We start from the raw sequence: 26588 nt of genomic DNA on the forward strand, positions 1-26588 counted from the left end.
TTCGCCATGACTCTACGTGGTTTCATGAAGCGCACGTCTGGCATGTCGAACACTTCTAGAATATGCAACGCCCGAAATACCCGCAGTCCACGACAGCTGGACGCTGCCTTCGATCGAAGGAGTTCGGACCATGTCCGATCCAATCATCGGACCCGTCAAACTTGACGGCGTCAACTTCCAAACGTGGTTGTTGAAGTTTGATAAGCACGGCAACTGCGAATCGAAAAAGACGCAACAGGCACTTTTACAACATCTGCACGACACTCCTCCACCTGCCATTGTTTTATTTTCCCACGGCTGGAATAACGAGTACGGCGATGCAACTGGTTTGTACCGTCGTTTTCTCTTTGAGCTTCAGCGACACTTTGCAGATCATCCGCCGACTATCCCATTGTTGTTCGTCGGCGTTATCTGGCCCAGTACATGGATGTCCTTCGACACCGGCCCGCGGAGCGCGAGTGCAACCGTAGCTGCAGAGTTACCCGATCCGCAAGAGCAACTGAGCCAACGTCTGGCCGAAGAATGGGCAGCCAACTTAGCCGTGCCCGATCGGCAGAGGCTGATATCGCTACTGGCCAGCACCCGACTCGATCAAGCACAGGCCAAACAACTGACCGATCTGCTGAGCCGGGCATTGCGCAACATCGGAGGGCATGTTCCTGAGGCTTTGGAAAGTACAGCGCCTGACGCAGGTGAGTTGTTCAAGGCACTCACTTCGGTCCAGCGCCTGACAATGTCGAGCGTTAGCGCCGATGACACCAATGACGAGGCGCATGCCTTGATTGGTTCTTTAGGTGACCCGCAGTCGGCCGGCCTCCTGGATATCTTCGATCCACGCAATGCTATCCGGATCGCCTCCCTCTATCAGATGAAAGACCGTGCTGGCACGGTAGGGACCAATGGCGTAAGTGCCCTGCTCAGCCAGTTGAAAGCCGCCGCGCCGCTCGTACCTCTGCATCTGGTTGGCCACTCGTTCGGCGCCAAAGTCGTGATGTCGGCGCTGGCCTCCTATCAGGGCGAGAAAATCGAATCCGTGTTGTTGTTGCAGCCAGCGATTTCCTATTTGTGCATGGCCCGGGCCTTACCCGACGAGCCTGACCGACATGGTGCCTTCCGTGACGTTGCGACAAACGTTCGGCAAGCCCTGATGATCACGTACAGCGGCCACGATGGGCCACTGCATGATTTCTTTCACCTCGCTCTGTTGCGAGACAAGGATGTAGGAGAATTCGTGCCTCGCCCCGCCTCTCCGTCCGAACAGGCGGGTAAGCCTCCCAACAAGTACGCTGCGCTGGGCGGATATGGGCCACCTGGCTCGGATGCTCCGCACGCTAACGTGCCTGAGGCGGGTGATACCTCTTTGCGCATCCACCTTGGCGATCCTCCGCTCGCCCTCGATGGCACCATCGACAAACGCATTAACGGTCATGGCGATGTCGCAACCCCAATCACTGCGTGGCTGTTGTACCTGCAACTACGCGCGGGGGTGCAACCATGAGCAGCAGAAGACGACGCAAAATGCTGGATGCCGTCAGCGCTTACAGGGGTTCAAAGCCGGTCGAAAGCCCCGGTTCCAGCGTCTTGTCAATCAAGCTGGCACTCACCCAGCCCGCCATGCTCCACTTCAAGCTGGCCGCCAGCCAGTACGCGCCCGGCCAAGCCAGACCGGAGTCCGATGACACGCCCGAAGCACTTGCCTGGGAATTTCCATTCGCCGACGTTGTGAAAGCCGGCCACGAGCGTAATGCCGATCAGGTACGCAACTACACCCTCTGCCTTCCTCCCACGCTCGAAGAAGATCTTCGCTACCGCCTGCACAGCTTGGAGAACGGCACACCCAATCTACTTTGGCTCAACCTGTGCAGGCCCTACGGGATATTGGGCGCACTGGATTGGGAGAAGCAAATCGGTACGGCATTGGGCAGACCGCTCCTGCGTCTGCCCGACTCTCCGATCAGCCCCACGCAGCGCCCCTACGTACTCGAGTGCGCAGTTATCGTTGATGCCTGCGCACCTATCGATCCTACGGCCCTGCTATCGATGATCGACGCCATTTGCCTGGGAATTATCGAGCAATCCTCGAGGGAGCAGAGCCATGTCCATGTGTTCGCCGCAGCGCCAGCCTTCGAATGCCTACGCATACTGGGCAATAACCCCAAGATCACCTTGCATGACCCTTCTTTGGCGCCAACACGTGATGAGGCGGTCAAACAGGATCTCAGCATTCCAGGCATGCCTATGGCTTCGATTGCCTGGGTCAACTGGATTATCCAGGGCCTGAATGGAAGCACACTTGATGTCGTGTATCTGGTTGGGCGCAGCCGGTGGAATGAATCGGCGGCAGAACTGGTGTTATCGAGCTCTCCCTCTTCACGCGATATGCAGGTGTACAACCACACACTGGAACTCGATGAGCTGAATCTGCAGCTCAACCGCGCCGGAAGTTGGGCCACGGTATTCGTGCCGTCCGCCCCAGAACATGCACAGGCCATGGCTAACGTTGCCGACACTTTCGCACAGCGCCAGACCGGGGCTGTGATGTATCACCGCCTGAATGACCGCGATGGCTATCGACAGGCCTGCAAACTGTTGTTCGACCAGCAGAGTTACGAGGTGCCTAAGCTTGAGGATGGGTTCGTTTATTGCCATCCCGATTTCACCCGCAAAGACAAGTCAAAGCGTGCAGCCTGGTCTTTCGACGCGCTGGTGACGAACACAGCCCTGATAGAGCGGGCGTCGCTCCCCAGCCTTGCCACACGGGCCAGCTTGGCGCTCGATACTTCGAAAACCAGCGCGATCCCTGAACAGGCTCCCGGGTGGGCAATCGCCTACCAACGGTTTCTGGAGTCTACGGCCCTGGAGGAGCTTCGTAGACTTTCGACCGATGTACTCGCCAGTCACGACACCTTGTGCAGAAGCGCACTTGCGGAACACTCAGCTGCCGAAGTGGACACGACGACCCTACAACGAACGTTGAGCGAAATCTCCTCGGTGGTGGCGTCCTATATCAAACACGACGGCAAGGAGTCTTGACCATGAGCCATCTCGTCAAGGTAGAAATCTGCGATTCGGGCGCGTCCTTGGGCGTACGTTTACTTACAGGGCACGGCCTGCATGATCCAGATCAAATGCTTCGATTCGCATCGATGCCGGCGCAAATATTGCCGTTATCCATGTCGATTAACACCCGAGACGATGCGGCAGGCCACGGTCGGGCGCTTCTTGATGCGCTAAATGCTCATGGACCGATTGCCTTGGAGTTGGCGGGCCTATTCAACCAAAACAAAATCGCGACAACGCTGACCTTCTACATGACCACTTCGACCGCGGCCCTTTATCGCTGGGAGGCACTTTACAATCCGGTATCAAAACTATTTCTATCGGCGGAGAACAATTGCAACATGTTTCGTATCGCCAGCGGCAGGTCACCTGTTCTGAGCGAGTCCCGCGACTATTCCGGCACCATCACGTTCAGTGCGTATCTGTCCGCTAGCGGTATCTATGCTCTTGATGAATGCAAGGCGCTGATCGAGGCGGTGAAAACCGTACGCCAGTCAGGCCTGAACATTCGAACGTATCTCTATGTAGGTGAACAGCAACTACTCGATACCGCTGCCAGCTTATTGGACGGCACGCAGGCTATTGAGCTCCGGCCTATCCCTGCCAATGCATTGGCGTTTGAAGCGTCCCTCAAGGCTGATCGTGCGCAGATCCTGCACTTCTTGGCCCACGGTGATATCCGGGAAGGCGAGGCTTTTCTCGAGTTCGCTTCGATCAGCGATCACGATAGAAACGCGGACCCTGATCATTCTAACATCGCTCCAGGCTCGATACGGCTTTCACTCGACCGTCTCGAACAAAGCCTGGCGGCGACCGGTACCACCTGGTTTACCTTGCTCAATTGCTGTTCGGGCGCAGCCTCGGTGTCCAAACTCTCATCCATGGCCGCGACACTGGCCAAGTCGGTATCCCCCATCACGATCGGCATGGCAGACCCCATCGACTATCGGGACGCCAAGCTGTTCGCCGAATCTTTTTATGAATCCGCCCTTAAAACCATTCATCAAGCCACTGCAAGCCTCAACCAAGGTCAGTCGATCATCATCGACCTGAGCGTGGCCGTCAAAGCCGCACGCGAGGTGCTGTATAGAACCGCGTGTGCGAAGAACAGTGACCTGCCCAACGGCTTCGCCCGTTGGTGCTTGCCGATAGTCTATCTGCGCGACATCCCATTGAAAATCACGCGGATAGACGCGAAGACCAAGACACGCATCGACGCTATAGCAAAGGTCTTGCAAGGTTTTTCATCCGACACGCCGCCACAAGTGCGTTCCGATGTCCTTGGTTTGCTCGCCAAAGAACCATCGATACCTGCGCAGCTTTGGCCTGACCTCAATGGGAATATCTGATGACTCTTATCGAGCGGCCTGTAACCCTCCAGGTGAACGCCTGGAGCGGCAAGCACACTGTCGAAGGTGACTTGAGTGCCACCACGCCTTTCGCCCAGCGTCGCCAAGGCGATAAGCCGCCGCAGTGGCTGGCGGCGCCTGGCGAGGTCGACCTGCGCGAGTGGCAACATCCAGAAGTAGGCTGGGGGTTGGTGCTACCCGACAATGACGACCTGTCGCCTCACGAGCGAGCAGGCGCCGAAGATGCGCCACTCCCTATCCAGCAGCTCCTGGCATCGAGACCCGGCTCGCCGGTCCTGCGCTGGCGGCAGGACTTGCAGCAAGGTTATTTGCGCCGATATTACGCCGACGGCAAATCACCAGAAGATCTTTCGTCGCTTTCGCTCAAACCGGGGATCAAAGAAGGCCACATACCTCGCTACCTGTTGATCTACGCCAGCCCGCGGCAAATTCCGTGGGCCGTCCAATACGCTCTGAACATCTCGACGTTCGTAGGACGCCTCGATTTGACCGGTGAAGGTCTGGCGAACTATGTCAATGCACTGATTGGCGATTGGGCGGAACATCAACCTTGCGATCCAGCTGCACCCTTGATCTGGCAGGTCAATCAAGGCGCGGGGGATATCACCGCCCTGATGTGCCGAGTGGTGGCGGACAAGGTCTGGGAAAGCTTCGGCAGCGATCCAGACTTGCCCAGGCGTCATCAGCTCAAGGAAGACGCGGCCACCGCCGCCTCGCTGTACGCTGCGCTGAGCGAACGGCAGCCTGGGTTGGTGGTGACTACCAGCCATGGTATGACCGGCCCGCTCGACGATAAAACCGCGTTGGCCGCGCAGCTCGGGCTGCCCGTGGATGTAACAGGCAGCCCCATCGCGCTTGCAGGTCTTTTACCCTGGAAGGCCAATGGCGCGATTTGGTACGCACACGCCTGTTGCTCGGCCGGTGTAGACGGGAAGTCCCGGTATCGCGGCCTGTTTGATGCAGATAATCGCATCGGCCAAATGCTCAATGCCGTCGCCGAGGGCGCCGGGCCAAGCATCGCACCGCTGCCGCGTGCCTTGCTTGGAGCGCCGTCGCCGCTACGCGCATTCGTCGGCCATGTGGAGCCGACATTCGATTGGACCCTCAAGGACCCGCTGACAGGCCAATCGCAGGCCTACGCCGTGTGTGACGCACTTTACCCGGCCTTGTATCGTCAGGCCCCGCGCACGCCGATAGGTTATGCCCTGAGCGGGGTCTACAAAGAAGCAGGCCACTTTTACGGAGCCTGGCAAGAAGCGATTGACCAGATCGATAAAAACGTACCGGGCATGCGCAACTGGGCGCTGTATCGACAACTGGTGGCTATGGATCGCCAGACCTTGGTAATCCTGGGCGATCCTACGGTTTCACTGCCCAAGCTCGCGCTTGGTTGAAGGTTGCGATATTGAATGTCAACGCAGGCATTTGTGATCGGGCTATGCCGGGTTACTGCAGATGTATAGGCAAACCGGGCTTGCAGTATGAGCAGCCATCAGCCCTCAACGCTGGCCGGCCACGGCTGCACACAAAGCCGATTCTTGCCACTGCGCTTGGCCCGATACAGCGCTTCGTCCGTGGCTTTTATCCAGTCTCGCTCGCTCGCGTATTCGTGGGAGTAAGGCACCAGGCCAATGCTCAGGGTCACCTCCACGGGCACGGTCAGGTCGGCCCAGTCGGCGAATCGTTGGCGAATGTCGTCCAACTGCCGGGCCGCTTCCTGGACGCTGACATCGAACAGCAACAAACAGAACTCGTCGCCGCCGTAGCGTCCCGGCACGGCGGAAGTCCCCAGCCCTGAACGCAGCAGGTTGGCCAGGCGGCCAATGATTGCATCGCCTACCAGATGACCGTGCTCATCGTTGATGCGCTTGAAGTTGTCGATGTCTATCAAGGCCAGCATTGCCATCACCTCGCCCCTCCTGCAGCGAGGGAAGATTTCGTCAAGCTTTTCCCTCCACGAAGCGTGATGGAGCAGACGAGTCATGCCGTCCAGCTTGCTGATCAGCTTGAAGGCCTTCTTGTGCACTGCCAGTTGCACCGAAACGCCGTAGCTGGCGCGGGCCACGATCAGCGGGTAGATAATCAGCATCGGCAGACAGGCCAGTTGCTGCAGCGCCGTGGTCGCCATCGACAACTCAAACCCATCAAGGCTCAGCGTCATAAGCACACCCACAACCTGCAGCGCAACGCTGGCCCGTAACAGGCGCCAACCGCCTGCGGCCATGGCGTTCATGGCGACCATGGCAAGCAGCAGCACCGACGGCAGCAGGTTGAACGCCATCAGCCCTGCCCAGCCGCCGGCGAACAGGGCGTCCAGCATGAGGTTGCGCTGTTCGGCAGCGAAGGGATCCAAGGCATTGCGTGCGAGCAGGTACGCACCGGTTGGCCAGGCCACGAGGTTGGCCAACATCGCTCCCCATACCCACGTGGCCGTGCCGGGCTGATCCAGCAACACTGCACCGATGAAGAGCGCGCTGAGCAGGCAGCCTATCGAGCGCGGTCCGTAGATGCGGCGCGCGAAACTTCTCCCCAACTCCTGGCGACTGAGCGGCATACCAAGGCTCCCCGCCTTTGCTATCGATGTGCCCTGTCAGAGCAAGGACGTGCCGCTGTCCGGTTGTAGACTGAGCGTCCAGCGGCATGGCACTTTGGCATCGATTTTATAGCAAGTCGGGTTGGCAGTCAGCAGCCGTTCGGTGCACGGGTTATTATTGCCAATGCACGCTGGACATTGGCCTTACTGCGCCTCGCCATACTCCGCATCGCTGACCTGCTCCAGCCAATCCACCACCTTGCCCTCCAGCGCCTCGGCAATGGCGATATGGCTCATGCCAGTATCGGGCCGCGCGCCGTGCCAGTGTTTGACCTGGGGAGGAATCCACACGGTATCGCCGGGGCGAATCAGCTGGCGGCCCTGGCCCTCTTGCTGTACGTAGCCGGCGCCTGCGGTCACGATCAGCGTCTGGCCCAGCGGGTGGGTGTGCCAGGCGGTACGCGCGCCGGGCTCGAAGGTGACCGTGGCGCCGCCGATGCGAGCACCGTCAGTGCCTTTGAACGGCGCATCGACCCGAACCTTGCCGGTAAAGTATTCGGCGGGACCGACTGCGGACGGCTGGGAGCCTGCGGGTGTTACGGTGACGTTGAGGGATTGAGTGCCTTTCATGGGTTGGGCTCCTTCGCTTTCAAACGTTAACAAGGACAATGAGAGCGCGGCGGCTGCGAGTGATTTCACCAAGAGTCCTCCTGTGTCTTGCGCAAAGATTTTCAATCTATCAGTTAGATATCCTTCTGATTAGCCACTATGATCGGCATGGATAAATGAACGGTATTCATCAATGCTTCGCGACAACGCCAACGATCTGCTCGCCTTCCTCGCGGTGGCCAAAGAGCGCAGCTTCACTAAGGCCGCCGGCAAGCTTGGCGTTTCGCAGTCTGCGCTCAGCCACTCGGTGCGTGGGCTGGAAGCGCGCCTGGGCTTGAGGCTGCTGACGCGCACGACCCGCAGCGTATCCCCTACCGAGGCTGGCCAGCGATTGATCAGCACGGTTGGCCCCAGCTTCGACGATATCGAAGTTGCGCTGGCGGCACTCAGCGAACTGCGCGACCGCCCCGCCGGCAACATCCGCATAAACGCCATGGACCATGCCCTGGAGCTGGTTCTGCGCCCAGTGCTGAAAACCTTCCTGCCCAAGTACCCCGACATCTCCATCGAAGTCTGCTGCGACTACAACTTCGTCGACATCGCGGCCCAGGGTTTCGACGCCGGCGTGAGACTGGGCGAGGCCGTCGCCGATGGCATGATCGCCACGCGCATCGGTCCCGACATGCGCATGCTCGTGGTGGGTTCACCTGCCTACTTCGCCGGACGCGAACGCCCGGTCACACCGCGCTGCCTGACCAACCATCTGTGCAATAACCTGCGCCTGCTCACTCACGGCGGACTGTATGCGTGGGAGTTCGAAAAGGACGATGAAACCCTCAACGTGCGGGTGTCTGGACAGGTCATCTACAACGGCGCGTACCAACTGCTCGACGCCGCCCTGGACGGGTTCGGCTTGAGCTTCATTCCTGACGACATGGCTGCGCCGTACATTGCCAGCGGGCAGCTGCAGGTCGTACTTGAGGACTGGTGCCCCTGGTACCCGGGGTACCACCTGTATTACCCAAGCCGCCGGCAAGCGTCGCCGGCGTTTACGTTGCTGGTCGAGGCATTGCGGTATCGGGCGGATTGATGCTGAAGGAAAGGGAATGCCTTCATCCTCGCGGATACCGCGTGTGACCGGGACCAATCAAGATCAAACAGCTGCACCCATCGCAGTTCGCGAGCGCCACGCAAAAGCCAGCGCCATGAACAGCCCGAGGGTCGCCATTGCCGCTCCGGCCAGGGAGATCGCAGGGTAGCCCAGCCCGGCATTGATGACCGCGCCACCCAGCGCGGCACCAATCGCATTGCCGAGGTTGAAGGCGCCGATGTTTACCGCCGAGGCCAGATTGGGGGCGTCCCTGGCGGCTTCCATCACGCGCATCTGCAGCGGCGGTACCAGGGCAAAGCTGGCAATGCCCCAGATCAGGATGGCGATTGCGGCCGGCAGCGGCCACCGCATCAGCACGGTGAACGCCAGCAGGACCACGATCAGCACGCTCAATGAAACGATCAGGGTGCGGTCGATGGAATGGTCGGCGGACCTGCCACCCCAGATGTTTCCCAGGGTCAGCCCGACGCCGAACAGCACCAGCATGGCGGTGACGAAGACGGTCGACGCATGGGTCTCACTGCTCAGGATCGGAGCGATGTAGGTGAATACCGTGAACATGGCACCCGAGCCGACCACTGTCAGGGCCAGGGCCCCGAGTACCGGCCCACGGCCGAGCACACGGATTTCGGCCATCACCCCGACGCTGGCCGGCGCGGGCAGATTGGGCAAGGCGAACCATAACGCCGCCATGGTAGCGACGCCCAGGCCGGTGATGCCCCAGAACGCGGTGCGCCAGCCGAACAGTTCGCCGAACCAGGCGGCGAGCGGTACACCCCCGATAGTGGCCAGGGTCAGGCCCATGAACATGGCAGCAACTGCGCCGGCGCGCTTTTCTGGAGCCACGACGCTGGCGGCGACGACCGCACCCACGCCAAAGAACGCACCGTGGTTCAACGAGGTGACTACCCTGGCGATCATGAGGCTGTAGTAGTCGGTCGCCAGCGCCGACATCAGGTTGCCCAGGGTGAAAATTGCCATGAGCCCGATCAACAGGTGGCGCCTGGAGATCCGGCCTGTGGTCAGGGTCATCAAGGGCGCGCCAAGCAGCACGCCCAAGGCATAGGCACTCACCAGCAGGCCTGCAGCGGGGATGGAAACACCCAGGTCTGCCGCGATACCCGGTAGCATACCCATGGGGGCGAATTCGGTAACACCGATGCCAAAGGCGCCGATGGACAACGCGACTAGCGGTGGATTGATGCGCATGGAAAGCTCCTTATCTGTGCGGCCAATGCTACGATCCTCAATCATGCGGCGGTAGATAGCCGTTCGGGCATGCACCTTTGCATTGAGAGCACAAATGGATCTGAGCGGTAGATCAGGAGAAATGGGCGTTTTCGTCGCCGTGGCGCGCGAGGGCAGCTTGTCGGCCGCCGCGCGGGCGCTGGGACTGACGCCATCGGCGGTCAGTCGAATCATCGCGCGAACCGAACAACGGCTCGGCACTCGCCTGCTGTTGCGCACTACCCGAGCCATCAGCTTTACCGCCGAGGGCCAGAGCTATCTACGCGGTGCACGGCGTATCCTGGCCGACCTGGACGAGGTCGAAGACACCATCGCCGACCAGGGAGTGCCCAGGGGACGCCTGCGCATCAGCGCGGCCCTGGGTCACGGAAGGCTGGCCATCGTTCCCTTGGTCGCGGCTTTCAGCGCGCGCTACCCGCAGATCATCGTCGACCTCACGCTCAGCGACGAGGTGGCCGACATCCTCGGCGGGCAGGCCGACGTGGCCGTGCGCTTCGGCCAGCTGCCAGACAGCCCGCTCACCGCGCGCAGAATCGGCGACACCGGCCAAATCATCGTGGCCTCACCCGACTATCTGCAGCGCCACGGCACCCCGCTACAACCCGAGGATCTGCTGCAGCACAACTGTCTGCGCTTCAATTTCCGCCGCGCCGAGCCCAATTGGCCGTTCGCCCGCGACGGCCGAACGCTCTCCCTCAAGGTTAGCGGCAACATCGAATGCAGCAGTGGAGAAGCACTGGCGCAACTGGCACGCGAAGGCGCGGGCGTCGCGCGTATCGGCGAGTTCAGCGTGGCCACGGACCTGCAACAGGGCAATCTGGTATCGCTGCTGGAGGACTGGAACCCCGGTGATCGAGAGCCTATCCACGCCGTCTTCGTCGGCGGCGCAACGATGCCGGCCAGGGTGCGGGTGTTCGTGGATTTCTTGCTCGCTCAGCATCGGATGTGAGGCAAGGCTAGACAGGCGCAGTACCAACATAGTGCATCCTATCTTGTACGATGTCTTATCACCCGGTATTACTGCATTTCCAAAAAAAACAAGATCACGCAGATCACTACCCAGCCGCACAGACAACCATGTGCGGCGACGCCCTTACTTCTGCCCTATGATGAGCCACCCATGAACGCACCCGCCACGCGCCACGTGTCGCAGTTTCTTTCTGACCCGAAAACCGTATTGCTTTTGGCCACCCTGTGTTGCGCCCTTTGGGGCAGCTCTTACCCGGCGATCAAGAACGGCTACGAGCTGCTGCAGATTGCCCCGCATGACGTGTCTTCCAAGCTGATTTTCGCAGGTTATCGTTTCCTTCTGGCAGGCCTGTGCCTGTTGCTGCTCGCGGTCATGATGCGCAAGCCCGTCTTGCGCTTGAGCCCGCGCACGTTCGGCCAGGTGGCGCTGCTGGGGCTGGTGCAAACAGGGCTTCAATACGTGTTCTTCTACATTGGCCTGGCGTACACGACGGGCGTCCGCGCGTCGATTCTAAATGCCACCACCACCTTCTTCAGCGTGCTGCTGGCGCACTTCGTCTACCACAACGACAAACTGTCCACGCGCAAGAGCCTGGGCTGCCTGCTCGGTTTTGCCGGTGTATTGACGGTGAACGCCGGTGCGGGTCCGCTCGAGGCCTTGCCGTCCGTGCATGGCGAGGGCTTCATCGTGATCGCCGCGTTCGTGCTGTCGGCGGCGTCCATCTATGGGAAATATGTATCCCACCGAATGGATGCGATGGTGATGACGGGTTGGCAGCTGGCCATTGGCGGCCTGGGGTTGCTTGTGGGCGGCTATGCGACGGGCGGGACCCTGGGTCACATGACGGCCACGTCGACCCTTTTGCTCATCTATCTGGCGCTGCTGTCGGCGGTAGCGTTCACGCTGTGGAGCCTGCTCCTCAAATACAACCCGGTTGGCAGGGTCAGTGTGTTCGCATTCCTGGTACCGGTGTTCGGGGCCGGGCTGTCGGCGATATTTCTGGGCGAGAGCATTTTCGAATGGAAGAACCTGGCAGCTTTGATGCTCGTGTGCGCCGGTATCGGTCTGGTCACGCGCGCGCAGGTGCCTGGGGTTGCATCCAAGGCGAGCTAGCGCGTGCCTCTCATGGACATCGACAGCTAATACATTTACACATTCGAATGTGTTAATGTGTTGTCACTCTCGCTGTCCTACGGAACTGACATGAACGACTCCAGCCTGTTCACCCCCCTCGCACTCGGTGGCCTGACCCTCAAGAACCGGATTGCCCTGCCTCCGCTCACGCGGTCCAGAAGTACTCAGCCCGGTGACGTGCCCAACACCTTGATGAGCGACTATTACCGGCAACGCGCCAGTGCCGGGTTCATGATCACCGAGGGCACCCAGATAGAGCCGCGTGGCCAGGGTTATGCCTGGACGCCAGGGATCTACAGCCAGGAACAGATCGCTGGCTGGCAGCAGGTCACCCGCGCCGTCCATGAACAAGGCGGAGTGATTTTCTGTCAGCTCTGGCATGTCGGGCGCGTGTCTCATGACAGCCTGCAACCTGACAACCAGCCCCCCGTCGCCCCCTCCGCCATTCGCGCAACGGCCGTGAAGGTCTTCATCGAAACCGGTCCTGACGCCGGTGCGCTGGCCGACCCGAGCATGCCCAGGGCCCTGGAAACTGCGGAGGTCCAGGCGCTGGTCGAGTTGTATCGGGTCGCGGCAGTCAACGCCAGGGAAGCGGGATTCGACGGCGTCGAGCTGCACTCGGCCAATGGCTACCTGCTCAATCAGTTCATATCGGAACACACCAACCAGCGCACCGACGAATATGGCGGTTCGCTGGACAATCGCCTGCGCTTCCTGCGCGAGGTGACCGAAGCGGTGATCTCGGTGTTCGGCAGCGAGCGTGTCGGCGTACGTTTCGCGCCACTGTTCGAGACAACCGCTGAAGAACGCGTCTATCTGGGCCTGGTGGAAAGCGACCCGCAGGCTACCTACATCCAGGCGGCGGCCATGTTGAATGAGCTGGGTATCGGTTACCTGTCCATTGCCGAGGCCGACTGGGACAACGCCCCGGAACTGCCCGAGTCGTTTCGCAAGGCGCTGCGCGAGACGTTCACCCGGCCGATCATGTACTCGGGTTGCTACACCCAGGAAAAGGCCGAGCGCGTGCTTGCCGACGGCCATGGCGACCTGTTCGGTTTCGGTCGCACGTTCATCGCCAACCCCGATCTGCCGAAGCGATTCAAACGGGGTCTGCCGCTCAATCCCGTCGACTACGCCACTCTTTACGGCGGCGGTGAGACAGGTTACGTCGACTATCCCTTCGCGACGCCCTAAAATAGCCACTCCTCGGCGCGATCACTCCCGCCGGTCAAAAGGGTCAGGCAGCGAAATGACGGCATTGAACGAGGCACTCAAGGTTCTATCCAGCCCCACGCGACGGGCCGTTCTGACCTGGCTCAAGGACCCGCATCGCTCGTTCGAAGGCTACAGCCAGCTGTACGATTTCAGCGTGCATGGCGTCTGTGCCAGCCTGATCCAGGACAAGGCCGGCCTCTCGCAGCCGGCCACCTCGATCTGCCTCAAGGCCTTGCTCGACCAAGGCTTCGTCGAGGCCAGCAAGGTTGGCAAGTGGACCTACTACCGACGCAACGAGAAACGACTCAGGGAGGCGATGTCAGGCTTGCTGATCGAGCTTGAGGTCGACACCCAAGACTCATAGGGCCTGTGCCTGGCAGACCCGGAGTCATGCCTGGCCTTCATCCCCCGGTTCGTGCGCTCGTCTGAATGCCAGGATTGCAGACAGGTTGTCCTCGATCCAATCAACGACGATCTCCAGTTTCGCAGCCGCCGCCGTCCCCAGTGGCGTCAGGCTGTACTCGACGTACGGTGGCACCACCGGCCGGGCCACGCGCAGCACCAGTCCATCCCCTTCGAGCCGTTGGAGCGTATGGGCGAGCATCTTCTCGCTGACGCCGCCGATCTTGCGTCGCAGTTCGCTGAACCGATGCGTGCCGCCCAACAAGACCACCATCACCAGAACGCCCCATCGACTGGTCATGTGCTGAAGGATTTCCCGAGACGGACAATCGGCCTGCAGCACTTCACCGCGGCGGACTTTCTCGGAGAACGTATGGGAAGCGGATTCGAGATCAACCATTGCACTTACCTTTATGTACGTACTTACTTTTAGTAAGCTTATATTCTAGCATCGGACGTTCTCAAACTCGAACGAAGGTGCTGTCATGATTGCTATCACCGGTGCAAACGGCCAACTGGGCCGCCTGGTTCTCGACTCGCTGCTGAAAACCATCGACCCTGCCGAGCTGATCGCGCTGGTACGTGACCCGGCAAAGGCAACCGATCTGCACGCCAAAGGTATCGAGATCCGAGCGGCGGATTACAACAAGCCTGAAACCCTGGCCAGCGCGTTGAAAGGTGTTGACCGCCTGTTGCTGATCTCCTCCAGCGAGGTGGGACAGCGCCGTGCACAACACCGCGCCGTCATCGCCGCCGCGCAGGCAGAAGGCGTGGCATTGTTGGCCTACACCAGCCTGCTGCACGCAGACACATCGACATTGGGATTGGCAGCGGAGCATCGCGATACCGAACAGGCACTGGCCGAATCCGGTTTGAGCCATGTGCTTTTGCGAAATGGCTGGTACAACGAAAACTACACCGCCAGCGTCGCACCGGCTGTCGAGCACGGCGTGATCCTGGGCAGTGCAAAGGAAGGTCGAATCTCCTCGGCGGCTCGAGTGGACTACGCCGAGGCCGCCGCGAGTGTGCTGACGCAAGACGACCAAGCCGGCAAGATCTACGAACTGGCCGGCGACGACAGCTACACCTTGACTGAGTTGGCCGCGGAGGTGGCGCAGCAATCGGGTAAGGCGGTTGCCTACAACGACTTGCCGGAAGCTCAGTACAAAGAGGCCCTTGTCAGCATTGGATTACCCGATGAATTGGCGGCAATGCTGGCTGACTCGGATGCAGCGGCAGCCAAGGGCGATCTGTACGACGGCAGCCGGCAGTTGAGCCAACTGTTGGGACGCCCCACGACACCGATTGCACAGTCCGTCAGCGCTGCCTTGAAGCCCTGAGCTCGAAGGGCCGAGTCACGGGGGCGTTCCAGGCGCGGCGCCCCTGCTCGCCCAGCCCATGCATCAGTGACCACTGACCATCTGGCCAGACGCCCTGGTTCCTCCAACGAAGCCATGCACCCGAGCCTGCGCGGCGATGGCTAGACTGATCAATACCAGCACCAGCAACACCCAGGGAAAGGAACTCACGCCCCAGTGGCCCAGCAACACGCCACCCAGCAATCCGCCGCCCGCTATCGCACTGTTCCACACCACGACATTCATCGACAGCGCGACATCAGCGCCTCTGCCTGCCGAGTCGGCCAGCGCTGTTTGCAACAGCGTCGCGGCACCACCGAAGGTCAGGCCCCAGATCGCAACGCCGACATAGATGGCCAACGCCGACGCCGAGAACACGCCGAGAAAGACCGCGACCGCCGCAAAAGTGGCCAAACTGACCAGGACTGTTCTTCGTAGATGATCTTCGACCAGCCGTCCCGTGGCCCAGATGCCCACCAGCGCTGCCACACCAAAGGCCAGCAAGACCAGATCCACGTCCTTCGCCAGCCCGGCCTTGGAAACGAACGGTGCGACATAGGTATAGAGGATGTTGTGCGCCAGCATCCAGGTGAACACCACGCCCAGCACCGGTCGCACCCCCGGTGTGGAAAAGACCTCACGCAACGCCATCCGCTGCGAGGACGAATGCCCCGGGTAGTCGGGCACTTTGATCAGCACCCAGACGATCAATACCAAGGTCATCCCGGACATCAATCCGAAGGCCATGCGCCAACCCATGAAACCGCCCAGCCAGGTACCCAAGGGTACGCCCAGCGACAAGGCAATCGGCGTTCCGATCATCGCCACCGCCAGCGCACGGCCCTGCAGTCGCGGTACCACCATGCGTCGAGCGTAGCCAGCGATCAAGCTCCAGGCCAGCCCCGCGGAGACGCCCGCGAAAAATCTGGCCACCAGGGTCAGCTCATAGTTGGAAGACCATGCAGTGATGGAGTTGAACAACAGAAACCCCACGATCGTCATCAACAGCACCGTTCTGCGTCGCCAGCTTTGCGTGGCGATGGTCAGCGGAATGGCCGCCAGCAGCGAACCCAATGCATAGACGGTGACCATCTGCCCTGCCAGTGATGGCGAGACGTCCAGGCCGCTGCTGATCTGCGGCAGCAATCCGGCCGGCAATGTCTCGGTGACGATGCAGATGAAACCGGTCATCGCCAAAGCCAGCAATGCGCCAAGCGGAAGCTTGTCGCTGTGTCGCTCATGTGTGGTCATGCCTGTCCCCTTCGATTTATATACTGGTCGGTATAAATGTAAGGCGATAGCGTGCAGTGGTCAACGACTTATGTATCGGTTAGTATTTAAGTCTTGCAGAAGGAGACTTGACATGGCACAGATGGGACGCCCGCGTACGTTCGACCGTGATGCCGCAATCACCCAGGCGATGCATCTGTTCTGGGAGCATGGCTACGACGCCACCTCGCTGAGCCAGCTCAAGGCCAGAATCGGGGGCGGCATCAGTGCGCCCAGTTTCTACGCCGCTTTTGGCTCCAAGCAGGCGCTGTTCCATGAGGTGATCGAGCGTTATCTCGACACCCATGGTCGAGTCACCGAAAGCCTGTTCGATATGACCCTGCCGCCGCGCAAGGCGATCGAGCTCACCCTGCGCCGCTCGGCGAAAATGCAATGCGAGCCCGGTCATCCCAAAGGGTGCTTGGTCGCGTTGGGCCTCATGAGCGCATGTTCGGAGGAAAGCAAGGCGATATCCGAGCCATTGGCGCGTACGAGAAACGTGAACCGGGCCGGTCTGGTGGCGTGTGTCGAGCGAGCCGTCAGCACTGGCGAACTAACACAGACGATGATCCCCGAGGTGCTCGCCGCCACATTCGACAGTTTCATGCTTGGCCTGTCGACCCTGGCACGCGACGGTGTTTCGGCTGCCACGCTTGACGCTGCGGTCGATCAGATGATGGCGCTGTGGGACAGCCTGCATGCGAGCATTGGCCGTGAGTGCGGCGGTATCGCTGACGAGATTGGCGAACCGAAATCCGACTGAACGCCAACACGCCGAGCTTCGGGGATGTCCCTGGCAGCTAGCGTCGCAATGCAAACTGTATTGTAAAATATATCTTGCGCACTAAATATTAGCGCGATAGATTAAACCCAGCCCGCTAGCTCGCAAATACACGACTGACGGCACTTCCTCCAGCCATCAACGGAAAAAAGCCATGAACGTTCTCTACACCGCAACTGCAACTGCCACCGGCGGCCGTGATGGCCGTGCCGTTTCCAGCGACAAGATTCTCGACGTGGCATTGGCTACACCCAAAGAACTGGGCGGCGCCGGCGGTGAAGCCACCAACCCCGAGCAACTGTTCGCTGCCGGCTACTCGGCCTGCTTCATCGGTGCTCTGAAATTCGTCGCCGGCCAGAACAAACGCAGCATCCCAGCCGACACCTCGATCACCGCCCAGGTGGGCATCGGCCAGATTCCCGGCGGTTTCGGCCTGGACATCGACCTGAACATCAACTTGCCAGGTCTGGAACAGGCCGATGCCGAGGCGCTGGTCGAAGCTGCCCACCAGGTGTGCCCGTACTCCAATGCCACGCGCGGCAATGTCGAGGTTCGCCTGCACGTCACCGTCTGAATCACTCATGTGATCAAAGTGAGGCCTCGGCTGGACCTCCAGGGCCGTCAATCGACGGCTCTCTCCCTTTGAACGGCAAACGCTCGACCTGTGGGTCGGTCGTTTGTCGTTTCGCGTTCGGCTTCCGCGGTCTGGGTCAGCAAACTGCCCAAGCGCTCCCCGATGATCACGCAAGGCGCCATGGTGTTCCCGGTGGTCACTCGCGGCATGATCGAGGCGTCTGCCACCCTCAGGCCACTGATGCCGTAGACCCGCAACTGCGAATCCACTACGGACATGGCATCCCTGCCCATCTTCGCCGTACAGGACTGATGCCACACGGTCGAGGCCGTATTGCGCACGAACGACTCCAGCGCCTTGCGGCTCATGAGCCCTGGCATGACTTCGCGCCGTACATACGGCGCCATGGGCGAACTGTTGCCGAGCTCGCGACAAAACTCGACTGCCCGCACAAGGGCCTGCAAGTCTTCAGGATCCGACAGCGCGCCACTGTCGATGAGCGGGGCATCCATTGGATTGGCACTCGCCAGGGTGATCGAGCCCCGGCTTTTGGGCCGCACCAGGCCCGGTAGCAGCGACCACGCAGCAGCAGGTGGCTGGAACATGGCCTGAGCCTCGGGCGTGGCTATGGGGATTTGCGCGAGAAAGGTCTGGATGTCCGGGACATCCAGGGATGGATCGCTTTTCCAGAAGAACGTCGACTCGCCGGCATTGTTACGCGGTGGCTGGGGATGCTGATACTCCCAGATGCACCCGGAAACCATGATGTGGTCCTGATAGTTCTGACCGACACCCGGAAGGTCCTGAACTACATCGATACCTTGCGCGTTCAACTGCCGCGTGTCGCCGATTCCGGAGAGCATCAGAACCTTGGGTGTATTGATGGCGCCCAGAGACAGCACGACCTCATGTCGAGCCCCCAACCTGATGACTTTGCCCTCGTGAAGCACTTCCACCCCCACCGCCCGCTTACCGTCCAGCAGCACCCGCAGCACATGAGTATGCGTCAGCACGGTCAGGTTGGGCTGAGCCATCAAGGGGTACACATAGCTGCGAAAGATCGAACGACGGCGGCCGTCTTCAAGGCACAGATTGGCCAATGCGGCGCCTCCAGGCCCTTCCATCATTGCGCCGTTCTGATCGTCGTAGACAGGCAGGCCAAGCGCGGCGGCGCCGCGCAGCATGGCCGGTGCAACCGGATTGGGATCTGGCGCAGGCTGGACGAAAACCGGCCCTCCCGTGCCGCGCCGCAGCGGATCCGGTGCGCCTTGCCAGTCTTCGATACGTCGAAAGGTTGCCAGGGCCGAAGCGTAGTTCCAGGCTGGATCGTCAGCCTCCCTGGCAAAATAGTCCCAGTCGCTGCTGTGACCGCGCGACCAGACCATGACGTTGATCGATGCACCCCCGCCGAGCACCTTGCCCATGGACAAGGGAATGGCTCGGTCATGGAGATGGGGGTTGGGTTGTGCCTGAAACTGCCAGTCGCGCTCACCGCCCAGGTTGAGGAACCACTGGCTGGCATCGGTGACAGTGGGCACCTCGTCCGTGCCGCCGGCCTCGATCAGCAACACTCTGACGTCGAGGTTCTCCGCAAGGCGGCGGGCAACCACCGATCCGGACGTACCAGAGCCACAGACAATGTAGTCATAAGCGTCGGCCAGCCGGGCCTTTAGTTGACGTTGATTGTGTTCGACACGACGCGAGAAGTCCGCGTTGTGCATAGCGCTTGTATAGCTGTTCATGTAGGTGCCTTTGAACACCCCCTCAAACGGGTGACAACGAACGACATTGCCAGCCATTGCAAGGAGGTGCAGGTGTACGACCAAGGGCGCTGGACACAGCCGCCGGGGAAACAATCTGTCTGCGAAGACACGACCGATTCTAGGGCGTGAACAACCCCGACCCGTTACCCAAGAGGCGCTTGCTGCTTGCCTGGAAGGCGCTTTCCAATTGCACTTGAAGAGTGGGCTCAAAGTGAAGGCGTTCAGCGAGTACTGGCTCGGACCTGCGAGGGGCAAATGCCGAATTCGGCGCGATAGGCTCGGCTGAAATGGGCGGCGGTCGCGAATCCGCATTGCCAGGCGACTTCCTGAGCGCTGGGGGTGAGCGTCTGTCTGGCGCTCAGCAAGCGCTGCGCGTGTTGCAGGCGAACGTGCCAGACATGGCCCATGACGGTAGTGCCCTGGCTTCTGAACACGTGTTGCAGGTGTTTGACCGATACGTGCACGGCGGCGGCGATCGCCGAAGTGTCCAGCCCGGTGTGCGCAAGGCTTGTGTGGATGTAGCGGCGGGCCCGCAGCAACACGACTTCCGTGCTGCGCGACGTGGCCTTGTCCCCCGGAGCACCCAATAACGCGTCGATCAACTCCAGCAGTTGTCGACCCATCAGGTCGCGAATCACGGGGCTGGGTGCTACTTGTTGCTGTGCGATGCAGTGAATGAGTGCGCGGGCGGCGCGCGTGTCGGCCGAGCTCGAGTCGGCAATCACCGGCCTGGGCAGGGAATGCCTGAGCCCGCGTTCGCGCAAATCGCTCTTTGGAATGCGCAGCACCGTCATCTGAGCGCGCTCGGTGAAAGACTCTTGAAAAGACCGTTCGGGGTCAATGAAAAACATGCTCCCGGCGTCGAATCGACGCTGATGCCCGGCCTCCTCGATGTCGACATGCCCTTGCGTCATCAGCTTCAAGTACAGCCAATCGCCCTGCCACGAGGATCGCTCCTCGCCCACCGGCGCCAGCACGACGCACGCCAGGTCGGCCTGGGTCAGGCCTATGTGACCCAATGTCCAACTTTTCGATGTGGAAGCCTGCACGCGTGAGTCGTCGAACCGGCAGTACAGGCCGTGGTGCTCGAGCATGACGTCAGACCAATTGGCTGCGGCATCGGGGCCAAGATCGAAGTCCATGTCGTGAGCGGCGAAGCGTCTTGGCGGCATGGAAACGTTCTCGGGTCAGGTTTCACGCTCTGTATCTCGGCCCACCTCGTGGGCAACGAGACGGGGATCTGAGGCAGGTTACGCTCTTTGTCCAACTGCAGGTCCATCTTCTTGGAAACCGCAACCAAATTGCGTGATGATGCTCAAGAAGAAATCGATGTCGGCAAGCCTGGCACCCAGCTTAGAGACGGCCCGTCGTACTGTGTTTTACCAACGCGCGCGGCATCCCTGCCCAGCCGTCCCAGACCGTGCATTGATGCGTTTCCGCCAGACGCCTATCATGAGCATTCACTCATATTGCCCACTTGTGCATCAGTCATGAGCCTGCCATGAAAGACCTGCCACCAACCGCCAGCCTGCGCGCCTTCGAAGTGGCAACGCGGCATGCCACCTTCACCTCGGCCTCCGAAGAACTGCATGTAACCCAAAGCGCTGTCAGCCATCAGCTCAGGCACTTGGAGGATCTGTGGGGGTTGAAGCTGTTCGAACGGGGCAAGTCGCTCACCCTGACACCCGCCGGAGCGGCTCTGGCACCCATCGTCCGTGGTTTTTTCGCGGACCTGGAGGCGATGCTCGCCGAACTGAGGGAGCATAAGGGAAGAGTGCGGCTCAAGGTCAGCACCACCTACTCCTACGCACTGAAGTGGCTGCTGCCGCGATTGCCGAGTCTGGCCCAGCAGCACCCGGACATATTGGTGACGCTGGACACCACCGATACGGCAATCAAATTCTCCGGCACCGACCCTGACGTTGCGATCCGCCTGGGCACCGGTAACTACCCCGGCCTTTATTCCGAGTTTCTGTTCCGCGAACATATCTTCCCCGTCGCGAGCCCCGCCTTGCTCGCGCGCTTCGGGCTGCCGCAGCACCCTGGTGAGCTGCTGCGCTACCCGCTGCTGACCCGTGACGGAAACGATCTGGTACCACGGTGGGAAGTGTGGTTCCAGCACGTCGGCCTGAGCATTTCCACGCTCAAGGAAAATGTCCGGTTCGCCGACACCAACATGACCGTCGACGCTGCCCTGCTGGGACAAGGCATTGCTCTGGTTCGCAGCGGCCACGTCGAGTCACAGATCGCCGATGGCAGCCTCGTCAGGCTCTTCGAGGTGCCATTCCCCTCGCCGGTGGCGTACTACTTCGTCTGCCCGAAAGGTATCGAAACCCAACCCCACGTGGTTTCATTCCGGCAATGGTTGAGCGAGCAGTCAACGCAAGCACAACTGGCGTACGATCGTGATGTCCCATGAGGTTTTGCTCATGATGCAATGAGCAGACTTCTCTGTTACATCCACTGATGGGCGGCCTAACATGGCGCATGCCTATCTCCATCATCTCCCTCGTACTGTTCGCCGCCCTGCTGCATGCCGGTTGGAACGCGCTGTTGCGCGGCGGCCAAGACCGCCTGTGGTCCATGACCGTCATGTGCCTGGCCGTGGCGGTCACCTGCATCACCCTGGCTTTGTTCATGGTCGCGCCAGCCCAGGCGAGTTGGCCGTATGCGGTACTGTCGGGCGTGCTGCATGTGGGCTACAACCTGTTTCTGGTGCGCAGCTACCGGGCGGGCGATCTTGGCCAGACCTATCCGGTAGCACGCGGCTCGTCGCCGATTCTGATTACCCTCGGCGCAGCCCTGTTCGCCGGAGAGCAGATCCAGGCCAGTGCCCTGGTGGGTATCTTTCTGGTCTCGGGCGGGATCATTCTGCTGGCCTTCAGCAAGGGCAAACTTGCTGTGCCCAGCCTGCCCTACGCCCTGGGCACAGGCGCCTTCATCGCGGCCTACAGCGTCACCGATGGCATCGGCGCGCGCCTGTCCGGTGCGCCCATGGCCTATACCGTCTGGATGTGCGCATTGTGGGGCGTGCTGATGCCAGCGGTGTATATCGCACGTCGTGGCGCGCGCAGCCTGTTCGCCTGGCGGCCTGGAATGGCGACTGCTGCAGCCGGTGGGCTGGTCTCGCTGCTGGCGTACGGTATCGTCATTTATGCCATGACCGATGCTCCCATGGGCATGGTCTCGGCACTGCGTGAAACCAGCGTGCTGTTTGCCGCGTTGATCGGTTATTTTTTCCTCGGTGAAAGCCTGACCGTGCGCAAGGTGCTGGCCTGTACGGTGATCGCGGTGGGTACGGTGATCATCGGCTGAGCGCGCCAGGTCAGCGCCCTCGTGCAGGCCCCTCGAATGGCAACAACTCGACCACCCAATCGATGAACACCCGCAACTTCAAACTGATGTGTCGGTTGGGCGGATAGGCGATGTACATCGGCATGGTATCGAGCTGCCAGTCCTGGAACAGCGGAACGAGCTCGCCGCGGGCCAGTGGCGCCCTGGCCATGTACTCCGGTAGCCACAACACCCCCATTCCGGCCAGACCGGCAGCCAGGTAGGCATTGCCGTCGTCGACCGAAAGCACCGGCTGGCCACGTACCGTGATGCTCTCGGCGGCACGGTGCAGGGTGTAGGCCAGCGCCCTGCCCGTGCGCGCCCAGAGGAAACCGATGACGCGGTGCTGCGTGGCGTCGAGTTCGCTGGGATGTTGCGGCGTGCCGAGCCGGTGCAAATAATCAGGTGAGGCATAGACCCCCAGGTGCAGATCACCCAGGCGACGCGCCATCAGCGATTGATCGGTCAGCTCACCGCCGCGCACGACGCAGTCGACGTTTTCGCCGATGATATCGACCATGCGGTCGCTGACGCCCATGTCGATCTGGATATCCGGATAGCGCCGATGAAAGTCGGGCATGGCCGGCATCAGCACATGGCTGGCGAACGGGCTCGGTACGTCTACCCGCAGCCTGCCGCGCGGCGCGATCGCGGCGCTGGAAAGGCCGGTTTCGGCATCGTCCAGATCGGCCAGCAGGCGTATCGCTCGCTCGTAGTAGACGGCACCGTCGGCGGTAACGTTGACCCTGCGCGTGGTGCGGTTCAGCAGCTTCACCCGCAGGCGCGCTTCGAGCTGCTGCACCAGTTGGGTCACCGTGGTCTTGCTCATGTGCAAGGTCTGCGCCGCGCGGGTGAAGCTGCCCGTCTCCACCACTCGCGCGAAGGCCTGCATGGCATCGAAACGGTCCATCGGCACCTCGTCTTGGCTGGCCATTGTTTGGGAAATCCAAACAGTTCTGGCCAGACTTGCTCGTTTATGCAGCCCTGGCAAGCGTCTACCGTGGCTGCTCGATAGATGACGGGTCCCCCGACCCGCCCGAGGAGGCAATCCCATGACTCAGCGTGACGTCGTTTTCCCAGCCGGTCGCCAGGCGCTCTACGAGCGCAACCGCTACTCCCCCGCCGTTCGCAGCAATGGCCTGCTGTTCGTGTCCGGCCAGGTCGGCAGCCGCGAGGACGGCTCGCCCGAGCCCGACCTGCGGGACCAGGTGCGGCTGGCATTCCAGAACCTCAACGCCGTACTGCAGGCGGCCGACTGCACGTTCGATGACGTGGTGGACGTCACGGTCTTCATCGTCGATCCGCAGTCCAGGTTCGAGACCATCTGGGAAGTGGTTCCCGAATACTGGGGACAAGCCCCCTTCCCGAACATCACCTGCGTGGGCGTTACTTGGCTGTATGGCTTCGATTTCGAGATCAAGGTGATAGCGAAGCTGCCGCAGCACAGTTAAGTCGCCCGAAAACTCCACACGATTTCCACGACATGCTCGCAGATGACCAGACAGTTCAGGCACAGTGCGGTCGGGTCTGGTCTACCATGGGACGGGCGCAGGCAATGCGCCAGTCGCAAAGCCGCATCCCTCCAATCATTCACCCAAGAGCCCAGCATGCTGATTTCCGCAGTCCTCAACGGCCAGCCTTTACTGCTGGCAGAGCACCCCGAGCCAACGCTGCCTTGGTGGAGTTTCACCAAAACGGTGCTCGCCGCCACTGCACTGACCCTGGTGCGTGACGGGAGGCTGAACCTCGACGAGCCGCTGACGGGCCACGACTACACGTTGCGCCAGTTGCTGCGGCATGAGGCAGGATTGGCGGACTATGCCGAGCTGGCCGAATACCATACCGCTGTCGCCAACCACGAGCCGGCCTGGTCGGAGCAAGAGATGCTGCAGCGCTTGCAGGCCGATCGGCTCCGCTACAGCCCTGGCGCGGGCTGGCGTTATTCCAACGTTGGCTACCTGATGGTGGCCAGGCTGATCGAACGCACCGCCGACCTGCCGCTGGCCAATGCGGTGCACGAGCGCGTGCTGTTGCCATTGGGCATCACCGATGTGCGTTTCGCCACCGCGCGAGCCGATCTGCAGCAAGCCTGCACCGGCCCTGCCACCTACGACCCAGGCTGGGTGTATCACGGCTTGCTGATCGGCCCGCTGTCACAGGCCGTGCTGCTGCTCGATCGTCTGTTCAGCGAACACCTGCTGCCGGCCAACTTGCTGCAGGCGATGCAGGAAACACACACTCTGGGCGGCCCGATTGCCGGCAGACCCTGGCGGGCACCGGGCTATGCACTGGGGCTGATGCGCGGTCCGGTGGACGGCGGCCTGGTGTTGGCAGGGCATACCGGTTGCGGGCCCGGCAGCGTCGTCGCGGTGTACCGAGGCTGCCGGGGTGACGTCTGCGCCAGTTATGCAGCGTTCGCCCAGGACACCAGCGAAGGCGAGGTCGAGGCCTGCGTCGTCGAGCACATCTGCCGCCATCTCAACGGCTGAAGCGTGCTCGGCGACGGCGCCATCCTTCAGACTTCATTATCCGACAACCACCGTATGGCCGCTACAACTGAGCGCTGCGCATTTCGCCGCTGACACAATTCCTTAACCGCCTTGCCTGTAGGGTACCCCTGCAGCCAACGGGACTCACCTCACGGTGGCTGTGGTGACATGCCGTCTGCATCTGTGCAGTTGCAGCGAATCAGACATTAATCCCCTCAACAAGGAGAGACACCATGAGCACCACCACGCCAGCAGCAAGCACCAGCAGCGCCGACGCAGCGATCGAGAAAATGACCGCGGCCTTCGACTCGGCCATCGAGAAATCGGCCAAGGTGACTGAGATCACCACCGAGAAGAAGTCCGAGCTCGACGCCGCCAAGCAGCGTCCGCAGAACTGATTCGCTGGTGGGTGGCGTGCTGCGCCACCCACCCGTTCTTGTCGACGCCGAGTGATGAATGCCTGTGATTGCTGCACACCGCTCCTTGCCATTGACTGCCCACCCCCTTCTTCCCGAGCTCAACGTACTGAGCGGCCCCCACGCCGGTGCGGTCGTTGCGCTTGAAAGCAGTGTCTGTCGCATCGGCGCCCATGAAGACTGCGACATCGTCCTGCGCGACCCCCAGATCCATGCAACCCACCTCACCGTGCATGTGCACCGGCGCTTCCTGGCGATCGAGGCCACCGGCGGCGATGTCATGGTCGGCGACGTGCGCGTTGCCCAAGGCCACGGCTACCGCTGCAGCCTGCCGGTGCAACTGGGCGTTGGCCAGACCTCCCTGCGCCTGGCGCATCCGCCCGGCGGAGAACCACCGCGCCGGCTGGGCACCGTTCGCTGGACGCTGCTCGCCGTGGCGTGCCTGCTGATCCTCGCAGGCTACCTGTGGCAGCCATGGACCGATGCCGCACCGGCGCTGGCTGCCGATAGCAATGCCCCGACTGCCGATGCTCCGCCTGCAATCGGCGGCGCTCAGCCCCAGGCACTGGCGGCGTTGCGCGATCGCCTGGATCAAGCGGGCCTGCAACCGTTGTCGATCGACATCCAGGGCAACACGCTGCGGGTCAGTGGCCTGGTCGACAGTGATCAGCGTACCCGCTGGATCGAGGTACAGAGCTGGTATGACCGGACCTGGGGCAATGCGCCGGTGCTGCGCAACGATGTTCTGCCGGCGGCGCCGCTGGTTCCGCCGCGGGTGCATTTCCGGGCGGTCTGGCTGGGCCCGCAGCCCTATGTAGTGGGCGAGCGCGGCGAGCGGCTCTACCCCGGTACGGCGCTGGCCGATGGCTGGGTTCTGCAGCGTATCGAACACGATCGGCTGATTCTTGCCCGCCAGGGCAAGGAATTCGAGTTGACCCTATGAACGTGCTGGC

26 protein-coding genes are annotated in these 26588 nt (G+C 61.2%); 18 read left to right on the forward strand and 8 right to left on the reverse strand.

Going from position 1 to position 26588, the window contains the following annotated elements:
• The first annotated feature begins 130 nt into the window (after positions 1–130).
• Genes IFT57_RS00185 through IFT57_RS00200 form a run of 4 tightly spaced genes read left to right on the forward strand, consistent with a single transcriptional unit; the run spans position 131 to position 5824 of the window.
• A complete protein-coding gene (locus IFT57_RS00185; RefSeq protein ID WP_192149746.1) occupies positions 131–1498 on the forward strand; it encodes a hypothetical protein in 1368 nt (455 codons plus the stop codon).
• A 20-nt stretch (positions 1499–1518) separates the two neighbouring features.
• A complete protein-coding gene (locus tag IFT57_RS00190) occupies positions 1519–3033 on the forward strand; it encodes a hypothetical protein (RefSeq protein WP_192149749.1) in 1515 nt (504 codons plus the stop codon).
• 2 nt (positions 3034–3035) lie between these two features.
• Positions 3036–4409, forward strand: coding sequence for a CHAT domain-containing protein (locus tag IFT57_RS00195; protein WP_192149751.1), 1374 nt, complete (start codon positions 3036–3038; stop codon positions 4407–4409).
• Complete coding sequence (locus IFT57_RS00200) at positions 4409–5824, forward strand: hypothetical protein (RefSeq protein WP_192149753.1); 1416 nt, start codon at positions 4409–4411, stop codon at positions 5822–5824. Before IFT57_RS00195 ends, IFT57_RS00200 begins: the two co-directional genes overlap by 1 nt.
• Before the next feature lie 98 nt (positions 5825–5922).
• Here the strand turns inward: IFT57_RS00200 and IFT57_RS00205 are convergent, their stop codons facing one another.
• Positions 5923–6984 (reverse strand): diguanylate cyclase, encoded by a 1062-nt coding sequence (locus tag IFT57_RS00205; protein WP_192149755.1) that lies wholly within the window; start codon positions 6982–6984, stop codon positions 5923–5925.
• A gap of 183 nt (positions 6985–7167) precedes the next feature.
• Positions 7168–7662, reverse strand: a complete 495-nt coding sequence (locus tag IFT57_RS00210) for a (R)-mandelonitrile lyase (RefSeq protein WP_446731171.1) — start codon at positions 7660–7662, stop codon at positions 7168–7170.
• A 103-nt stretch (positions 7663–7765) separates the two neighbouring features.
• On the opposite strand from IFT57_RS00210, the gene IFT57_RS00215 reads away from it, so the two are divergent.
• Entirely contained in the window at positions 7766–8662 is an 897-nt protein-coding gene (locus tag IFT57_RS00215) for a LysR family transcriptional regulator (RefSeq protein WP_192149759.1), read from the forward strand.
• Between the two features lie 63 nt (positions 8663–8725).
• On the opposite strand, the gene IFT57_RS00220 is transcribed toward IFT57_RS00215, so the two are convergent.
• Positions 8726–9892: an MFS transporter gene (locus IFT57_RS00220; protein ID WP_192149761.1), complete on the reverse strand. Its 1167-nt coding sequence runs from the start codon at positions 9890–9892 to the stop codon at positions 8726–8728.
• A gap of 94 nt (positions 9893–9986) precedes the next feature.
• Here IFT57_RS00220 and IFT57_RS00225 point away from each other — a divergent pair, with 94 nt between their 5' ends.
• The 4 genes from IFT57_RS00225 (at position 9987) to IFT57_RS00240 (ending at position 13614) form a co-directional block, all read left to right on the forward strand.
• The gene (locus IFT57_RS00225) at positions 9987–10880 is read left to right on the forward strand and encodes a LysR substrate-binding domain-containing protein (protein WP_192149763.1); all 894 of its coding nucleotides are present in this window, start codon (positions 9987–9989) and stop codon (positions 10878–10880) included.
• 171 nt (positions 10881–11051) lie between these two features.
• Positions 11052–12014 carry a DMT family transporter gene (locus IFT57_RS00230; protein ID WP_192149765.1) on the forward strand — a complete coding sequence of 321 codons (963 nt, stop codon included), beginning with the start codon at positions 11052–11054 and terminating at the stop codon, positions 12012–12014.
• 90 nt (positions 12015–12104) lie between these two features.
• Entirely contained in the window at positions 12105–13229 is a 1125-nt protein-coding gene (locus IFT57_RS00235; protein WP_192149767.1) for an alkene reductase, read from the forward strand.
• A 55-nt stretch (positions 13230–13284) separates the two neighbouring features.
• Complete coding sequence (locus IFT57_RS00240) at positions 13285–13614, forward strand: ArsR/SmtB family transcription factor (RefSeq protein WP_192149770.1); 330 nt, start codon at positions 13285–13287, stop codon at positions 13612–13614.
• Positions 13615–13638: 24 nt separating this feature from the next.
• On the opposite strand, the gene IFT57_RS00245 is transcribed toward IFT57_RS00240, so the two are convergent.
• Positions 13639–14052: a winged helix-turn-helix transcriptional regulator gene (locus IFT57_RS00245; RefSeq protein ID WP_122796772.1), complete on the reverse strand. Its 414-nt coding sequence runs from the start codon at positions 14050–14052 to the stop codon at positions 13639–13641.
• Between the two features lie 85 nt (positions 14053–14137).
• Here IFT57_RS00245 and IFT57_RS00250 point away from each other — a divergent pair, with 85 nt between their 5' ends.
• Entirely contained in the window at positions 14138–14992 is an 855-nt protein-coding gene (locus tag IFT57_RS00250) for an SDR family oxidoreductase (protein ID WP_192149772.1), read from the forward strand.
• Positions 14993–15055: 63 nt separating this feature from the next.
• Here IFT57_RS00250 and IFT57_RS00255 read toward each other — a convergent pair whose 3' ends face one another.
• Positions 15056–16261 carry an MFS transporter gene (locus IFT57_RS00255; protein WP_192149774.1) on the reverse strand — a complete coding sequence of 402 codons (1206 nt, stop codon included), beginning with the start codon at positions 16259–16261 and terminating at the stop codon, positions 15056–15058.
• A gap of 112 nt (positions 16262–16373) precedes the next feature.
• Here IFT57_RS00255 and IFT57_RS00260 point away from each other — a divergent pair, with 112 nt between their 5' ends.
• Positions 16374–17042, forward strand: a complete 669-nt coding sequence (locus IFT57_RS00260; protein ID WP_192149776.1) for a TetR/AcrR family transcriptional regulator — start codon at positions 16374–16376, stop codon at positions 17040–17042.
• Between the two features lie 172 nt (positions 17043–17214).
• Complete coding sequence (locus IFT57_RS00265) at positions 17215–17634, forward strand: organic hydroperoxide resistance protein (RefSeq protein WP_122796776.1); 420 nt, start codon at positions 17215–17217, stop codon at positions 17632–17634.
• Between the two features lie 47 nt (positions 17635–17681).
• On the opposite strand, the gene IFT57_RS00270 is transcribed toward IFT57_RS00265, so the two are convergent.
• Positions 17682–19376 (reverse strand): GMC family oxidoreductase, encoded by a 1695-nt coding sequence (locus IFT57_RS00270; RefSeq protein WP_192149778.1) that lies wholly within the window; start codon positions 19374–19376, stop codon positions 17682–17684.
• Positions 19377–19618: 242 nt separating this feature from the next.
• Positions 19619–20569: an AraC family transcriptional regulator gene (locus IFT57_RS00275; protein ID WP_192149780.1), complete on the reverse strand. Its 951-nt coding sequence runs from the start codon at positions 20567–20569 to the stop codon at positions 19619–19621.
• Positions 20570–20898: 329 nt separating this feature from the next.
• Between IFT57_RS00275 and gcvA the strand changes: the two genes are divergently transcribed.
• Positions 20899–21816, forward strand: coding sequence for a transcriptional regulator GcvA (gcvA, locus tag IFT57_RS00280; protein ID WP_192136590.1), 918 nt, complete (start codon positions 20899–20901; stop codon positions 21814–21816).
• 68 nt (positions 21817–21884) lie between these two features.
• Complete coding sequence (locus tag IFT57_RS00285) at positions 21885–22712, forward strand: EamA family transporter (protein ID WP_192149783.1); 828 nt, start codon at positions 21885–21887, stop codon at positions 22710–22712.
• A gap of 10 nt (positions 22713–22722) precedes the next feature.
• On the opposite strand, the gene IFT57_RS00290 is transcribed toward IFT57_RS00285, so the two are convergent.
• Complete coding sequence (locus IFT57_RS00290) at positions 22723–23640, reverse strand: LysR family transcriptional regulator (protein ID WP_192150800.1); 918 nt, start codon at positions 23638–23640, stop codon at positions 22723–22725.
• 142 nt (positions 23641–23782) lie between these two features.
• Here IFT57_RS00290 and IFT57_RS00295 point away from each other — a divergent pair, with 142 nt between their 5' ends.
• The 4 genes from IFT57_RS00295 (at position 23783) to IFT57_RS00310 (ending at position 26578) form a co-directional block, all read left to right on the forward strand.
• A complete protein-coding gene (locus IFT57_RS00295) occupies positions 23783–24181 on the forward strand; it encodes a RidA family protein (RefSeq protein ID WP_122796780.1) in 399 nt (132 codons plus the stop codon).
• A 156-nt stretch (positions 24182–24337) separates the two neighbouring features.
• Positions 24338–25219, forward strand: coding sequence for a serine hydrolase domain-containing protein (locus IFT57_RS00300; RefSeq protein WP_192149784.1), 882 nt, complete (start codon positions 24338–24340; stop codon positions 25217–25219).
• A gap of 233 nt (positions 25220–25452) precedes the next feature.
• Complete coding sequence (locus tag IFT57_RS00305) at positions 25453–25617, forward strand: hypothetical protein (RefSeq protein ID WP_167335519.1); 165 nt, start codon at positions 25453–25455, stop codon at positions 25615–25617.
• Positions 25618–25675: 58 nt separating this feature from the next.
• Positions 25676–26578, forward strand: a complete 903-nt coding sequence (locus IFT57_RS00310) for a SctD/MshK family protein (protein WP_192149786.1) — start codon at positions 25676–25678, stop codon at positions 26576–26578.
• Positions 26579–26588: the final 10 nt, after the last annotated feature.

The sequence above is a fragment of the Pseudomonas sp. CFBP 13719 genome, assembly GCF_014842095.1.
GTDB lineage: Bacteria > Pseudomonadota > Gammaproteobacteria > Pseudomonadales > Pseudomonadaceae > Aquipseudomonas.

Excerpts from the sequence above, each read along its gene's own strand:
- IFT57_RS00185 (WP_192149746.1), top strand. The coding sequence starts at position 131 with ATGTCCGATCCAATCATCGGACCCGTCAAACTTGACGGCGTCAACTTC.
- IFT57_RS00190 (WP_192149749.1), top strand. The coding sequence starts at position 1,519 with ATGCTGGATGCCGTCAGCGCTTACAGGGGTTCAAAGCCGGTCGAAAGC.
- IFT57_RS00195 (WP_192149751.1), top strand. The coding sequence starts at position 3,036 with ATGAGCCATCTCGTCAAGGTAGAAATCTGCGATTCGGGCGCGTCCTTG.
- IFT57_RS00200 (WP_192149753.1), top strand. The coding sequence starts at position 4,409 with ATGACTCTTATCGAGCGGCCTGTAACCCTCCAGGTGAACGCCTGGAGC.
- IFT57_RS00205 (WP_192149755.1), bottom strand. The coding sequence starts at position 6,984 with ATGCCGCTCAGTCGCCAGGAGTTGGGGAGAAGTTTCGCGCGCCGCATC.
- IFT57_RS00215 (WP_192149759.1), top strand. The coding sequence starts at position 7,766 with ATGCTTCGCGACAACGCCAACGATCTGCTCGCCTTCCTCGCGGTGGCC.
- IFT57_RS00220 (WP_192149761.1), bottom strand. The coding sequence starts at position 9,892 with ATGCGCATCAATCCACCGCTAGTCGCGTTGTCCATCGGCGCCTTTGGC.
- IFT57_RS00225 (WP_192149763.1), top strand. The coding sequence starts at position 9,987 with ATGGATCTGAGCGGTAGATCAGGAGAAATGGGCGTTTTCGTCGCCGTG.
- IFT57_RS00230 (WP_192149765.1), top strand. The coding sequence starts at position 11,052 with ATGAACGCACCCGCCACGCGCCACGTGTCGCAGTTTCTTTCTGACCCG.
- IFT57_RS00235 (WP_192149767.1), top strand. The coding sequence starts at position 12,105 with ATGAACGACTCCAGCCTGTTCACCCCCCTCGCACTCGGTGGCCTGACC.
- IFT57_RS00240 (WP_192149770.1), top strand. The coding sequence starts at position 13,285 with ATGACGGCATTGAACGAGGCACTCAAGGTTCTATCCAGCCCCACGCGA.
- IFT57_RS00245 (WP_122796772.1), bottom strand. The coding sequence starts at position 14,052 with ATGGTTGATCTCGAATCCGCTTCCCATACGTTCTCCGAGAAAGTCCGC.
- IFT57_RS00250 (WP_192149772.1), top strand. The coding sequence starts at position 14,138 with ATGATTGCTATCACCGGTGCAAACGGCCAACTGGGCCGCCTGGTTCTC.
- IFT57_RS00255 (WP_192149774.1), bottom strand. The coding sequence starts at position 16,261 with ATGACCACACATGAGCGACACAGCGACAAGCTTCCGCTTGGCGCATTG.
- IFT57_RS00260 (WP_192149776.1), top strand. The coding sequence starts at position 16,374 with ATGGCACAGATGGGACGCCCGCGTACGTTCGACCGTGATGCCGCAATC.
- IFT57_RS00265 (WP_122796776.1), top strand. The coding sequence starts at position 17,215 with ATGAACGTTCTCTACACCGCAACTGCAACTGCCACCGGCGGCCGTGAT.
- IFT57_RS00270 (WP_192149778.1), bottom strand. The coding sequence starts at position 19,376 with ATGAACAGCTATACAAGCGCTATGCACAACGCGGACTTCTCGCGTCGT.
- IFT57_RS00275 (WP_192149780.1), bottom strand. The coding sequence starts at position 20,569 with ATGCCGCCAAGACGCTTCGCCGCTCACGACATGGACTTCGATCTTGGC.
- gcvA (WP_192136590.1), top strand. The coding sequence starts at position 20,899 with ATGAAAGACCTGCCACCAACCGCCAGCCTGCGCGCCTTCGAAGTGGCA.
- IFT57_RS00285 (WP_192149783.1), top strand. The coding sequence starts at position 21,885 with ATGCCTATCTCCATCATCTCCCTCGTACTGTTCGCCGCCCTGCTGCAT.
- IFT57_RS00290 (WP_192150800.1), bottom strand. The coding sequence starts at position 23,640 with ATGGACCGTTTCGATGCCATGCAGGCCTTCGCGCGAGTGGTGGAGACG.
- IFT57_RS00295 (WP_122796780.1), top strand. The coding sequence starts at position 23,783 with ATGACTCAGCGTGACGTCGTTTTCCCAGCCGGTCGCCAGGCGCTCTAC.
- IFT57_RS00300 (WP_192149784.1), top strand. The coding sequence starts at position 24,338 with ATGCTGATTTCCGCAGTCCTCAACGGCCAGCCTTTACTGCTGGCAGAG.
- IFT57_RS00305 (WP_167335519.1), top strand. The coding sequence starts at position 25,453 with ATGAGCACCACCACGCCAGCAGCAAGCACCAGCAGCGCCGACGCAGCG.
- IFT57_RS00310 (WP_192149786.1), top strand. The coding sequence starts at position 25,676 with ATGCCTGTGATTGCTGCACACCGCTCCTTGCCATTGACTGCCCACCCC.